General features: G+C 37.8%; 11 protein-coding genes. 7 read left to right on the plus strand and 4 right to left on the minus strand.

Features of this window, described 5'->3' with window-relative positions:
• Positions 1-121 precede the first annotated feature (121 nt).
• Both AU377_RS11575 and AU377_RS11580 read right to left on the minus strand, forming a co-directional pair.
• On the minus strand, positions 122-877 hold the full coding sequence (locus AU377_RS11575; RefSeq protein WP_067408256.1) for a CsxC family protein: 756 nt from the start codon (positions 875-877) through the stop codon (positions 122-124).
• Between the two features lie 214 nt (positions 878-1,091).
• Entirely contained in the window at positions 1,092-2,507 is a 1,416-nt protein-coding gene (locus AU377_RS11580) for a BC_2427 family protein (protein ID WP_067407929.1), read from the minus strand.
• 123 nt (positions 2,508-2,630) lie between these two features.
• Here AU377_RS11580 and AU377_RS11585 point away from each other — a divergent pair, with 123 nt between their 5' ends.
• From AU377_RS11585 to AU377_RS15355, 3 genes are all read left to right on the plus strand, one after another.
• Positions 2,631-3,854: an ATP-grasp domain-containing protein gene (locus AU377_RS11585; RefSeq protein WP_067407930.1), complete on the plus strand. Its 1,224-nt coding sequence runs from the start codon at positions 2,631-2,633 to the stop codon at positions 3,852-3,854.
• A 71-nt stretch (positions 3,855-3,925) separates the two neighbouring features.
• The gene (locus AU377_RS11590) at positions 3,926-4,372 is read left to right on the plus strand and encodes a CotY/CotZ family spore coat protein (RefSeq protein ID WP_067407931.1); all 447 of its coding nucleotides are present in this window, start codon (positions 3,926-3,928) and stop codon (positions 4,370-4,372) included.
• A gap of 127 nt (positions 4,373-4,499) precedes the next feature.
• Positions 4,500-6,665 carry a YheC/YheD family protein gene (locus AU377_RS15355; RefSeq protein ID WP_082732028.1) on the plus strand — a complete coding sequence of 722 codons (2,166 nt, stop codon included), beginning with the start codon at positions 4,500-4,502 and terminating at the stop codon, positions 6,663-6,665.
• Positions 6,666-6,749: 84 nt separating this feature from the next.
• Here the strand turns inward: AU377_RS15355 and AU377_RS11600 are convergent, their stop codons facing one another.
• Entirely contained in the window at positions 6,750-7,970 is a 1,221-nt protein-coding gene (locus AU377_RS11600) for an ATP-grasp domain-containing protein (RefSeq protein WP_067407932.1), read from the minus strand.
• Between the two features lie 199 nt (positions 7,971-8,169).
• On the opposite strand from AU377_RS11600, the gene AU377_RS11605 reads away from it, so the two are divergent.
• The 4 genes from AU377_RS11605 (at position 8,170) to murF (ending at position 12,984) form a co-directional block, all read left to right on the plus strand.
• Entirely contained in the window at positions 8,170-9,564 is a 1,395-nt protein-coding gene (locus tag AU377_RS11605) for a Mur ligase family protein (protein WP_253724476.1), read from the plus strand.
• Between the two features lie 135 nt (positions 9,565-9,699).
• Positions 9,700-10,143 (plus strand): hypothetical protein, encoded by a 444-nt coding sequence (locus tag AU377_RS11610; RefSeq protein ID WP_067407934.1) that lies wholly within the window; start codon positions 9,700-9,702, stop codon positions 10,141-10,143.
• A gap of 115 nt (positions 10,144-10,258) precedes the next feature.
• Complete coding sequence (locus tag AU377_RS11615; protein WP_172794060.1) at positions 10,259-11,554, plus strand: YheC/YheD family protein; 1,296 nt, start codon at positions 10,259-10,261, stop codon at positions 11,552-11,554.
• A 41-nt stretch (positions 11,555-11,595) separates the two neighbouring features.
• Positions 11,596-12,984 carry a UDP-N-acetylmuramoyl-tripeptide--D-alanyl-D-alanine ligase gene (gene murF, locus AU377_RS11620; protein ID WP_067407936.1) on the plus strand — a complete coding sequence of 463 codons (1,389 nt, stop codon included), beginning with the start codon at positions 11,596-11,598 and terminating at the stop codon, positions 12,982-12,984.
• 53 nt (positions 12,985-13,037) lie between these two features.
• On the opposite strand, the gene AU377_RS11625 is transcribed toward murF, so the two are convergent.
• On the minus strand, positions 13,038-13,937 hold the full coding sequence (locus tag AU377_RS11625) for a C40 family peptidase (protein WP_067407937.1): 900 nt from the start codon (positions 13,935-13,937) through the stop codon (positions 13,038-13,040).
• Positions 13,938-14,127 lie beyond the last annotated feature (190 nt).

Consider the following 14,127-nt stretch of genomic DNA (forward strand, 5'->3'; position numbering starts at 1 on the left):
GCTCTATTTTTATCTTAACCAACATAAGAGTGGATGGGCATACCTATATTTGTTAAATATATAAACGTACAAAAAGTGCCCGTAATGAAAATCATTTCGGGCACTTTTTCAAAGAGAAGTATTAGATGCCAAGCGTACCTTCTGGGAAACTTGGAATCACTCTCGTTGTAGCTACACGGTGTTGCTGAACTTGCAATACTTTTAAATAAAGATCCATCACAATTTTTTCTCTTAGGGTCGAAAACTCGCCTTCTGGCTCCACGCTTGTTGGTGAATAGTCGAGTTCATAGAAGTTTGCGCCAAGTAATTCACCGTATGGTTGCTCATTATATTTCACGAGGTTTTGGAAGAAATACTTATCTAAACGTGGAGATTGATCATTACATTCATTCAAGAAATAGGCTTTGCTGCTATCTGAAATACCGATAATTGGGAAAGTTTCGAAGTCGCCTTGAGTTAGTTCTGCAAATCCTGAGAATTCAACATCGGCAATCCGATCCCGTAATGTCCCATTGCAGTTGCTTGAGGAATATTCAATGTTTTTACGAATGAATCCGGCGACAAACAACTTGGCACGTGTCACTTCAAAATAGTCAGTTGTGCCAATACGTCGGAAACGAACAGGGACGAGTTTTACTTGATTTAAAAACACATTTTTTGTCACGCGTTTGATTTCAGTGGCTGCTGGAGTTAGTGGAATGTTTGCCTCTACAACAATTTGAAGCGCTCTTTCTGCCAGGACAACTGGCACCTTCATAATCGGATTGGCACCGGTTAAGACATTCTCAACACCTTCATCGGCTAAAGGGATTTGATCAGTTGCATTTGTAATCGGACAAGCTGGAACGAGAGGGGTTTGATCGCAATTATTACTCATCATTAAACATCTCCTTGGGTTGATTTTGTAAGCTTACAGTATTACAGTATGTGAAAAATGCTTTGTAGCTCGGGCAAAACGGACGTTTTTGAAGTTTTGTCCGAGCTTTTTAAAAGTTGTTTCATTTTCCCCCTCAAATTGCAGAAAAATCCTAGATTTATGTATTTGGGATCTGTGCAAACAAGATGGATAGACATTTCGGAAATAGCGCGATCTATCCATCTTGATCATTTATACGATGATCGGAAACATCTACTCCCTGTACTTGGAGAAGTTGAATCCAAATTTCCAGTGCCATCATTACATGTAAGGAAAACAATTGGTCATTCGGACTTGGTTGGTTCGTTTGATCGGCTGCGGCCGTATATTCTATCGTTTGTAAGATAGATCCTTCGATTGATAATAATCCTTTTGAAGCTGATCGCATTCCTTTGCCGGTGGGTTCAGAAAACTTTGCAGGGCTGAACTGACAATTCGTTAGCACTACACGTTTTGAAATGTTTTTTAAATGGATAGGTTCATATTCAAACAAAACATCTTCTGTCAGACTTGTTTCTATTTCATATTCCCCGATGACGACGGGAACTTTAATTTTGATCGATTTGCGGGGATGCTTGCCGCCATCTGCTTGATCATTCGGCAGTTTAGCGTGTAGAGGTGTTGCGGTAGACTGTGGCAAATTACGATTTTGTTTTTTCAAATTGTTCAAAGGGGATAAAAAGATTGTCTCATGAATTTTAGAACAAACGAGTTCGCAATAAGGCAGGTCGGGGTAATAGTTAGTCGAGCTGACAAAAGTGGTTTCTAATTGTGGACTTTGGCCGTTATGATTGTCTCTCCATTCAAATGTATATTGCATATCTTCGGGAAATAATGGTGCATGATGGAAGTCATCAATTTCAATGACAGTCGAAAAGGGTGTTTTAATTGTTTTTTGATAAACAAAACCAGTCTGGTAAGATTGCCTTTCATCATTAAGTAAACTGTCTTTTGACGCAACATTATCATCGGCATGTTCTTCCTCATAGAACGAAGACAGTGACGCAGGATCATGGTGGACTGCTTCTGGACGTTCACTTAGAACCGTTTGCACTTGTTTTAAAGCGGTTGCGAATCTTGCAATGTGATTGTTATGTTTATGTTTTTGAACTTGCTGTAAAATATGTACCAATTCTTCAATACACATCTCTTTTTTTGGAGCCTGTTCTGAAATCATTGGCTTGTCACTTAAGTTGGCACAAATGATCTTTAAGATTTGAATAAAACGTTGTACCGATAATTGCTTTGCTTCTTCATAGCTTTCGTCCAAGTCCAAGCTGCTATTGTTTTTTTGGACTTGCATGGGGGGATGGTCGAGTATGGAAGGGGTTTGCAATTGAATCGCTTTTAATAGAGCTGAAAGTTTCCGAATGATAACTTTTCTATCTTCCATTTTTGGTTGTTGTTTTGGAAGTTCTTGCGGACTATTTTGTTTGTTGACAGAAGTGTTTTCATAGATTAATTCGTCTGCCACAACGATTTCTTCGGCCTTACCCGAAATGGTTAGAGGAGTAGTTGTGGAAACAATAATCGTTTGTTGACGTGTATGTGGTCTGCTCATTTCTGCAAAGTTAATCCACGGTGTTTTCAAACACTCCACTCCTAATGTAATCTCTCCTATATATTATGCTTTCGTTCGACTTGGGTGACTGTCTCGCTTTCGTTGGTCTTTACATATAGTATTCATATCAATTGCAGAATGGGTGAATCGTTTATGAAAATGATTGTTTTTATCGGCAGTTATCGTCATGGGACGAGTAAAGAAGCACTCACAATTGCAAAAGAAATGGGATTTACAGTTGTATTACTAACCGATAAGAGATCCATTCAAAATGATGAAAACCTTTTTCCAGACGTAGATCATTATGTATATATGATGAATCTTATTGATAAAGAGGGAATCATTCGTGAAATTGAAGAATTCGAAAAACAAGGGATGCAACTTTGTGCAGTTTTGAGTTTTATAGACCCGTATGTATCAATGGCTGCAGCGATATCAAACTACTTTGGTTTAACAGACCTTTCAGTAGCAGCATTACAGCTGATGGAAAATAAAATCCATTTACGAACACATTTACATCATCATGACAGCTCACCGTGGCATGCAGTCTTTCAAATCAATGATTCGCCAAAAAGATTCACGGACAATCATGAAGCATTATTGCCATTGATCATTAAACCACCGATTTCAAGCGGATCAAAAGACGTCATACTTGCTACATCTCGGATGGAGTTGTTAAAAAACCTTACAGCATTACAAAAAAAATATCCGAATAGCCCTCTATTGGTGGAGGAGTTTTTAGAAGGTCCCCAATATTTAGTGGAATTGTTCGTGTTACAGGATCACATGATGATCATCGGGGTGATTGAACAAGATATTCAATTTAATGGGAGATTTATCGTAATGGGGTACAGCTATCCAGCCGTCCTGAATGATCAAGTGATGACCAGTTTGCGAGCAACGATTTCATCAATTGTGAAAAAAATAGGTCTTAAAACTGGCTCTTGTCATTTGGAATTGAAGCTTGTGCATGGACAATGGAAACTGATTGAAATGAATCCAAGAATGTCTGGTGGAGCGATGAACCGAATCTTAGAGGATGGCAGTGGAGTCAATCTAATCAAGTCCATTATCAATATGCATCTTGGAAAAAGTCCTTCTGTTGTTGAAAAGCCCGAAAAATACGTATACGCTAAATATTTGACAGTCAGTTCCATAGGGAAATTGTTGAAAGTGACGGGAACGGAGCATGCGCAATTACAGGAGGGGGTTACATACGTTTCTATTCAGCCTTCTATAGGTGCAATTATAAAAGATCCAACGAGTATGGGGCATCGCTGTGCATGTATTATTGCCGTTGCCAAAACTGCTGAACGAGCGAAACAAAGTGCATTGAAAGCTGCAAGGGAAATTCGATTTTATATCGAACCCTTATAGGCTAAAACCAAAGATATTTTGAACCAACTACTCTAATGATTAATATGATAGAAAAAAGGTAGTAGGGGGAATTGACAATTTTCATTCCAGAGAAAAATAATCAATGTTTATGCGCTGCATTGTTAGAGTTGAAAGCAATGCAGGATTTTATATCCAAATCCCCAACACATTATTTTTGTGATTTGCTGCGTACAATTGTTGGGACGGATACAATTCCCATCGTATTGCAAACAAAAAAAGGAGATTTTATTAAACGCATTCATAAGTTTGATGATTTCTGTTGCTTTGAAACGATGTTTTTTCGTATTGAAGAAATCGATGAAGAATTGTGTTGTGCAAAATTATCTTTACTGCGCCCTTTAGATATTGAAGGGTGCGATACGAATATTATTTGCGATGTATTTCGCTTACAGAAAACGAATGTTTGTACAATTATTCCATTATCATGTGTTTGCGCAGTTCAGCCATTGGATGTGGAACTGCTAAAAAGAAAAGTGATCATCGAACCAAAATGTTAATCGCATCCTAATTCATTTATAGGGTGCTTTTTTTCGCCTTTGAACAGGGCATGTAAGCTTTTGTAGCAGTCAATAGATGTTTGGAATGAACTATAAATATTATAAAAAGCAAAAAGGAGAATTGAGAATGACAACCATTGGGATGTTGCACCATCGCAAAGATCCAACAACTGTCCTCAAGTCATTTGCTTTTGCAGCTGTAGCGAAAGCAGAAGGGGTTTCGTTTTTCTATTTTTCTCCTGGGACAGTCAACTTTATCAATCGTTCGATTCGAGGGTTGATTTATGAAAATGGCAATTGGCAGGAGAGGATCATGCCTTTTCCGGATGTAATTTATAATGCAGGAAGTCCAGAGAAATTAGCAGAGTCCAAAGAAATTATCGAGCGGTTAAAAAGTGACATTCCTTTTACAACACATTCGATAGGCAACAAATGGAGTGTCAATCATCGATTAAAAGAAGCGAAAGAGTTTTCCAACTACCTAATTCCTTCGGAAATTGTTAGAGATACGGAAAGTTTCTTCAAATTTTTAATGGCCTTTAACAAAGTTGTGTTTAAACCAATAGATGGGCGAAAAGGGCAAGGGATTCTCTTCATTTCGAAAGTAAATCATTTATACGAAATAAGAAGAAATACGATGAATGAACAGATGACAAAACAACAACTTTATCATTTGATTCAAAAGCATTTGTCGACTGGCAGGTTTATTATGCAGCCTTATATCCAGTCCGTGACGAAGTCTGGTCAAGTATTTGATTTTCGTTTACATGTCCAAAAAAATGGCAAGGGAGAATGGGTTATCACAACCATTTATCCGAGAGTTGCACCGAAGGGCTCGATCATTGCTAATATTAATAATGGGGGATTTACGAATTACTTAGGGCCATTTTTACAACAAGAGTTTAAAGAAGAAGCTTATAATATTCAGCGAATGCTAGAACATTTTACACTATCGCTTGCCCATCATTTAGACGAAATACAGATGACTCAATTCGGCGAAGTAATTGACGAGATTGGTATTGATATCGGCCTAGATGAAAATGAAAAGATTTGGATTTATGAAGTGAATTGGAGACCAGGCTGTCCGCCGGCATTTTACTTGGAACTAGATGTTGTGAGAAATACGATCCATTATGCAAAGTATCTGGCCGAAAATTATAAGAGCATCCAACAAAAAATTAATCAGTTCAAGCGAGAAAAAATTGAACAAAAAGGCAAAATACCTATTATTGCAATAACAGGAAGTGCTGGTAAAACAACTTCAAAAGCTTTTTTAGCCTCCATTTTATCAAAAAGATGGAATGTATTTGAATCCAAAGATTATTGGAATACGACAGAGCATACAAAAAAGCATGCAGCAGCTATTAATGAAACACATGATGCTGTCGTACTGGAGTATGGAATGGCTTATAAAGGTGTGATTACGGAGCATTGTGAAATCTTACAACCATCTATGAGTATTGTAACGAATATTGGTCTTGCCCACGTAGGAAATTTTGATGATGATATACGAAAAGTTGCCCAAGCAAAATCGGAGTTAATACATGGCATGGATCAGCAAGGCGTCCTTGTGCTAAACAAAGACGACAAAAACTCACGCTTTCTAGAAACGAAAAACTTTAAAGGACAAATAATTACAATTGGCATTCAAAAAATAGCGGATTATCGTGCATATGATATTAAATATGCAGAGACTGGTATGAGCTTTAAAATAAAGCTTCAAGGCCAAGAAGTTTCATTATTCATACCTATACTAGGGGAGCACCATGTGTATAATGCATTAAATGCAATTGCCATAGCAGATAAATTAGGTTTTTCTCCGATGGAAATTAAGGCAGGGCTTATTTTTAGAAAGCCTCCTAGAAGGCTCACAATTTACAATTGCCGTGACAATATTACGGTCATTGATGATACGGTACACTCTCATCCACAAGGCGTAAAGGCAGCTTTAGACGTCCTGTCTACTATTGGAAAGGGAAGAAAGATCGCCATTATTGGACAAATGAGGGAGCTAGGAAATTTAAGAGAGAGGGAATACCGGAAAGTAGGCGACTATGTTTCGCAATTGGGCATAGATCTTTTGATCACCTATGGTTTTCGAACCGAAGAAATGGGCATGCAAGCAAAGGCAAATGGTTTTAATGCAAAAAATATTTACCATTTTACAGATAAGGAAAAACTGCATGCACTTTTACAAAGTATCGTGAAAAAAGATGATACCATTTTGGTGAAAGGCGCCAGTAAAACGAATATGTTTGATACCGTAAAGTTTTTAGACGAGACATATCGTTGAATAATGGGGAAGTTAAAACCGCCGGACGATCCATCAAAATGGAATCGTCCGGCGGTTTTTGTACGTATGGAATGAACTTTTTATTCAATCTTCTGCTAAATGGAAAGTGATCGTGCGTGCAGCATTTTTTGCACGTCGTTCGGCCTCCGCAAAACTATCACCAACTGCAATGACATACGCATACCGATGCCCCATCGATAATGGAGGGATGAGCCAAGCTCCTTTTTTAGGCTTTACATAGACTTCGATCACGCCTGGTAACTTTTTCGCTTTCGCTTTTCCCGTCACTTTTGCCAAAATACCTTTTTGGGAGACAATGACGTATTGTGTGTATACGTAGTTCTTAACTTTTTTAGTAAGGGATGGCGTTTTACCTAAATATAATTTTAGCGTTTCTTCTACTAAGTTGATCCCATAAGCTGCTTTGATCATTTGATTCATCGCACCGCCTGAAATCCTTGGGTTGATTTCAACTAATTTCCAACCATCTTTTGTCAGCCGGACTTCTAAATGTAAAGCGCCATTTTGAATGCCAAACTGGCGAAGAATTGAATGGACTAACGTTTCGATCCCTTTTTGAAGCGAAGGTTGGACATCAACCAATAATCCATAACCTGTAACGATAAAACGTTCTCCCTGAGAAATTTCTTGTTGAACAATCCCGATAATATGAGGTTGATAATTAGAGACAATGACCTCTACTAAGTATTGATCTCCCTCGAAATATTCTTCAATGATAATTGAATCGTTTGGATTCTTTCCTCTTAAACTTTTTACAGCCTTTTCTAATTGCCTCATTCCTCTTGTGAAACGAACGTCTTTAGAGCCCGTCGAATTGGGCAATTTGACCATGACAGGAAACTGGAATTTCGAATGAATTTCATCTGTTGGTATTGACTCTCCTGGCTGGATTAAAAGAAAGTTAGGCGTATAACTTTGATTTTTTAAGAAAACTCTTGTGTTCTCTTTGTTTTCCATAATTTCAATAGAATTGGAGCAGGTGTTGCTGTTACAAAATTCATCGCAAAGTATGGATGCCATATGCACGTTAGAATCAACGAAACTGACAATCGTTTTAATATCTAATCCTTTCATTTTAAGCTTTACAATTTCTTGTTTTAAAGCATGGTGATCATTTGTATTGATCAAAATCATCCTATGCACATCGGGATATTCTGTCCTTTGGAGTAATTGCTTTTCATCATCGGTGAAAACAACGGTAAAATACCCGAGCCGCTCAGCTGCTCTTACTGCTTCGCGGCTAGAACCTGATTTATTCGTTCCTAAAAAAACGATCGTTTTCAAACTGTCGCCCCCCGACCATCACTAATCAAAAAAATACGCAAATCAATATGATTTGATAAGCGAGAGTATAGCTTACCTCTGAAGTAAAACGAGTCTATATATGTGTATGACAGGAATGCAAAATAGGATAGTTAGTTTCCTACTATTAGTCGCTCGTACAAGCAAATGATTGGCCGCAGCGTATGATAAGAAAAGGAGTGTGAAAGATCTCATGAGGCCGCTAACGGTCAAATGCATTAGAAATATCATTGCTGGTAGGTTGGTGCAAGGATCAGATGAAGTAATTGTTCAATATGGGGCTTATCGGCTAAAGCAAATTAAACATCCAAATACGATTCTTTTTTCTAACAAAAAAATTATCAATTGGAAAGGCTTAAAAGACTTTTTTCCCCTGATACTTGTAACCGACCAGGAAGTTGCCTTACCTGGGGACCCTGAGGATTTAACAATCATTCATGTACTGAATTTGGAACAGGCTTATTGGGAATTTGTACATTATTACCGGGACTTATTTCGAATACCGATCATTGCGATTACAGGCACTTCAGGTAAAACAACAACAAAAGAAATGATCAAGCATATATTGGCTGCCCAAAAGAAAGTAGCTGCCACGACGAATACGAGTAATTCTCGGACAGCCCATTTACAATACTTATTAAGTGTAGATGATCAAATTGAAGTCGCAGTTTTTGAAACGGCAGTCGGTGCACCTGGTGATATTCAAACAGCAGGAAAATATTTCAAGCCAACAATAGGCATTATTACAAATGTGGGAGCCCATCACTTGAACTATTGCAAATCGATAGAAGGGTATATTGAAGCGAAAGGCGAAATGGTGAAAATACTAGATCAGACAGATGGTGTTCTGATTATTAATGCTGAAGATCAAAATACAATGAAAATTGATCGAAGTGATTATCAAGGAAAATTGATAAAAATTGGACAGCATCCATCGTGTCATTTTCGAGCCACTACTATTCAATATGACAGAAGCGGCATGACATTTACATTACATCATCAAGAACAAACGTATCACGTATTTGTGACAGGATATGGAGAACATCAAGTGTATAACGCATTGGCAACAATTGCCGCGGTGTATGAAGTTGGTGTAAGTATCCAAGAAGCGATAGATCTTTTGAAAACGTATCGAAAATTAAATAAGCAGCTCCAAGTATTTACAGGGATCAATGGATCGTTATTATTGGACGATACGTGGAGCATTAATACAACCTCGTTGGAAGCTGCATTAAAAGTACTCAATGATCTTGGAAAAGACAAGCGAAAAATAGCAATTATCGGTACAATCACAGATTTAGGTTCATGGGGATATATTATACACGAGCAGGCAGGTGAACTTATCACACGCCACGGGGTAGATGTACTCATTACAATTGGCGAGCATGCGCGCATCATTGCAAATTACGCAGTACATCTCGGGATTGAGGCACAAGTTTATTCCTTTCACAATGGTATACGTGCGTATGATCTCCTCACCCAGTTCACTGATGAAAATACCGTTATTCTTATTAAAGGAGATATGTATAGTAAGACGATGATCGATCTGGCAGCTAAACTACGAACGAAGAATTGACCCCCTTACCATTACTCGTAAAGGTAAAGGGGGATTTTTGTTGTCATAAAGTCTATTTTGAGTGGGGGTTTTACAGTATCAGGTACAAGCTATCAATAATATAGTGAAGTAATGTCCAGGAAGGAGGCTGAAAAAATGGGAATTTATTGTCCTTGTGGCGTAAACGTCAATGCAACGGCACAATACCGCTTTGTAACTTTTACTCATTACAATTGGCCGGTTGAAGGGGATCTAACCTATCTCGCGGATGTCAAGATTACAAATCTAGACAAGTCAACACTATCTTTAAACTTTGTAGACACCGAAACCCCTAATGATCATTCTTTTACATTTACGGCGAATCGTATTGCATCCGTTAAATGCCAGCCCTTTGGCGCCTGTTGTGTCATAACTGTCATCGGAACAGGGCTTGTTAACGGTCAGGAGTATTCGTTTGAGGCTGTATTTAGGGACGAAGGAAGGGCACCAGGGGACGATTCAGTCATTAGTTTTGTGATTACTGATTTTTTTGATCAGAACGGCAGGACAAAAATCACTTCGGGGTCGATTGAAGCGATTGGGTGCCAATCCTGCTCATAAAACTCTCGGGTCACCGAGAGTTTTTTTCTTTCTTCTGAACCGTTACGACTATCCAAGAACTCATCTTCATTATGAATAGTATTGAGTATGAGTATATTGGAAGGAGATCATGAAAGTGAAAACGAGTAGAGGGAGGATTAGTCTCAATAAAATTTTAAGTTCTGACGTAAAAATTGCAAATCATTTACTTGAAACAGAACAATATACAATTGAGAAGTTGGAAGAGTTTTTGGAGAAATATCATTCGATTATTATAAAGCCCGCTTTTGGCCCTAAACAAACTGTGATTACTTTATATAATGACCAATTTGAAGTTCAGACAAATAACCAACTGAAACAAATACCATCTATAGAAGCATTACATTTCTATTTGGCAAATTTACTGAAGCAGAAATACTATATTATTCAACCGAAGAAAAAAAGTTCTACTTTGTTCAATAGCTACTTCCATTATTATGTCACAGTACACCGAAAGCCGACGGAAACTTCGTGGATGCATGTTTCTAATGTGGAAAAGTGTCAATCGTTATTAGGGGAACAGTATTTTCAATCATTCTGTTCAAAAACAACAAGTTTGGCAACGCGGGTAGCAGAGAAGTTAGGTGAATATTTTCCAGCATGTAATACGATCGTAATAGATTTAATCTATGACCTAACTGGGAAGATGTGGATTTGTGATACGATTTTACATTTCTCAATTAGTAAATGGGATCAATATCAAATACTAAAGCGATGGGGTCCATTATCTTCCTATGCTCCTAGCACGGATTTACTCACGATTGTATCCTTACATGAATATTTAATAAAATATAAAGAAATTATTATCAAACCATGTGTTGGACAACATGGAAATGGAATTGTTCACATACAAAAAAGAGGGGAGCAAACATATCTTCTGCATGCTGGAATTAGAAAGAGGAAGATGACTTCATTTGAAGAAATGTACGACTATTTATATGAAGTCTATCTTTCAAAAAATGATTATATCGTCCAGCCTAAATTAGTATTGGCAAGTCTTGGGGGCAGCCCGTTTGACGTAAGGGTACTTTTACAAAAAGTAGATACTGAGTGGAAAATTACTGGTAAATTGGCAAAGGTTGCAGCAAAGGGTTTTTTTATTACGAATGCTGCACAAAAGGTACTCTTATTGGAAACAGCTTTGGCAAATTCGAACGTTTCACGTTACCGAAGCTTGATTGAAGAGGAGATGGATCAATTATGCCTATCTGCTACACTAAGGCTGAATGATAACTATACCGATTTATCGATTATCGGTTTTGATGTAGGAGTGACAGATTTTGGAGAACTCTGGATCATAGAAGCGAATTATGTTCCAGATCTCAAAATGTTTCAGTTGTTAGAAGATTCAACGACATACAATAGAATTCAAGAAATAAAGAAAAGACAATAAGAGATGAAAGGTCAGACTATAATTAGGGGATGTGGATTGTTTTGGAAAATTTAAAAGTGCAGGATGTTCGCATGTTATTAGAAGGGGAATTAGTAACAGGTTCAGAGCATTGGTACGTAAGGAATGCCATTTACTACCATAGACATGATTTAACAGATAGTCACACACTCCTATTTATTGGCAGGAAGGATTCGATCAATTGGACGGAAATAAATAGCAAGGGACCATCTTTGATCATTACGGATCAGCCGAAATCAGAACTAAAAAAGACTTATTCAAATATCACGATTATCAGAGTGCGGAATCTTGTGCAGGCATACTGGAAGTTTCTCAATTATTATCGAGGTCTTTTTGAAATACCGGTTGTAACGATTACAGGTACTTGCGGGAAAACAACAACGAAAGAAATGATTAAGCATATTTTAAGTAAAGAACTGACAGTCCAAGCTTCAATCAGCAGCAAAAATGAACCCCGGCAATCACTCCCTTATTTGATGGGCATTGATGCCAATACGGATGTGGCAGTATTTGAACATGGCTTGGGCAATACCGGTAATATACGACACCAATGCATGATCTATCAACCGACAATGGGAATGATTACCAATATAGGTGTTCATCATTTGGATGGATGCAAAAATCTCGAAGGCTATATTCAAGCAAAATCAGAAATTATAGATGGGATTTCGGAAGGCGGCACGTTACTTCTCAATGCTGACGATCAAAATATTAAAAAGATTTCGCTTCAAACATTTCAAGGAAAAGTTATTTATTTTGGCATCGATAAGAAGTCAAAATATAGGGCTTCCAATATAAGATTTATGAATAAGGGAATGTCATTTCAGCTTCATATTTTAAACCAAATGTATCGGGTTTTCGTTCCCGGATTGGGTGAACATCAAGTTTATAATGCATTGGCAGCCATTGCTGTAGCGAACGAACTGGGAATGGATGTCAGGGAAGCAATTGCGCGTCTAAGAACGTTTCAAAACATGGAACGGCATTTGGAGTTTTCGAAAGGAATTGGCGGAAGTACGATTATAGATGATACATGGACAAATAATCCTACATCAGTCGAAGCGGCTTTAAAAGTGATGGACTCTGTTGGAAAAGGAAAGAAGGTAATTCTTGTACTTGGCGATATCAAAAGATTGGGAGATTTTGAAGAGAAGTATCATCGCGAGATTGGCAGTCTGGTAGCGAAGCGGGCGATTCATACACTCATTACAATTGGAAAACAGTCAGAAGAAATATCTAAAAAAGCAATCGAGGATGGAACAAAGGCAAATGTGCATCATTTTCAAGATGTAACAGGCGTGTTCGACTTACTCGCATCAGAACTCGATGAACAAACCGTTGTGTTAATAAAAGGACCCATGTCTAGTCGCTCAATGATTGCGTTCGCCAAGGCATTGAAAGAAAATCAGTAAAAAAAGTTGCGTTGTCTGTTAGAGACTGCGCAACTTTTTTATCAATCTATTTATTAATTAATAACACGTTTTGCCGTTAAATAACGTTGCTGATAGTAATCTACGAAAAGTACTCTTGTTATGACACCAGAAGCAGTCGGTACAATAATTCGATGGTCCCCTGCATAGATGGCGACGAGGGATGGATAAGTGGACCCTTTTGCGTTGCTAAAGAAAACCAAGTCACCTTTTTGTAAGTTTGACCGTGAAACGGTTGTTCCTTTATTCATCAGCTGCTGTAGATTTGTCGTGCCAAATTGTACATTGTTTTTCTTAAATACCTCATCAATGAATCTCGTTCCAGTAAATTGTTTTGTATCTTTTAATTGGTAGGCATTTGAAACAATTTGATCCCCAACGGTTGCGGGATTTGAAGGAAGTAAAGTTGGCAAAACTCTTCGTGCTGTAATGTAAGCATCTGTATAGTAAGGCTTGCTGTCTAAATCAGAAATGACGATATTCTGTTTTGGATCAGCCATATGAATGACTTGATTGTCTCCAATGTACATTGCTACATGATTAGGTACATTACCGCCTTTACTGTCAAAGAAGAGTAAATCACCTTTTTGTAATTGATTCTTACTAACTGGAACGCCTTGTTGCATCATATAATCTTCGTTATAGGTAGCGAGGTCGACGCCATTTTTTTCGAAAATATACATAAGGAATGTAGCGCAAGAAAACTTGTAAGGATAAGTAGCTTTATATTCTGTGTTACTATAAGTTGCTTTTCCAATTAAACTTTTAGCAGTTTGAATGATTTGATTTGCTTTTGCTTCTACAGCGGCATCATTATTTTGCGGATTAACCGCAGCAGCTGATACATGTAATGGTTGAACATCAGTTGCTACTGGAATGACCGCAGCAAATCCAATGGCAAATGTTAAAGTTGTAGTAATGAGACGTTTTTTCATAAGTTCCTCCTAAAACGGATGATGTAAGCTACGCACTGATCTTATCACGGAATAATGATGATCCATTTTGGTAAGATACACCAATTCATCAATAGAGATGCGATAAACATTGATATGATCGCGTTAGGGGTGTGTTTTTACAGTTTCATTACAAATGTTTCAAGTGTTACGGATTAAAATTTTTTATTCA

This window comes from Sporosarcina sp. HYO08 (assembly GCF_001563475.1).
Classification (GTDB): Bacteria; Bacillota; Bacilli; order Bacillales_A; family Planococcaceae; genus Sporosarcina.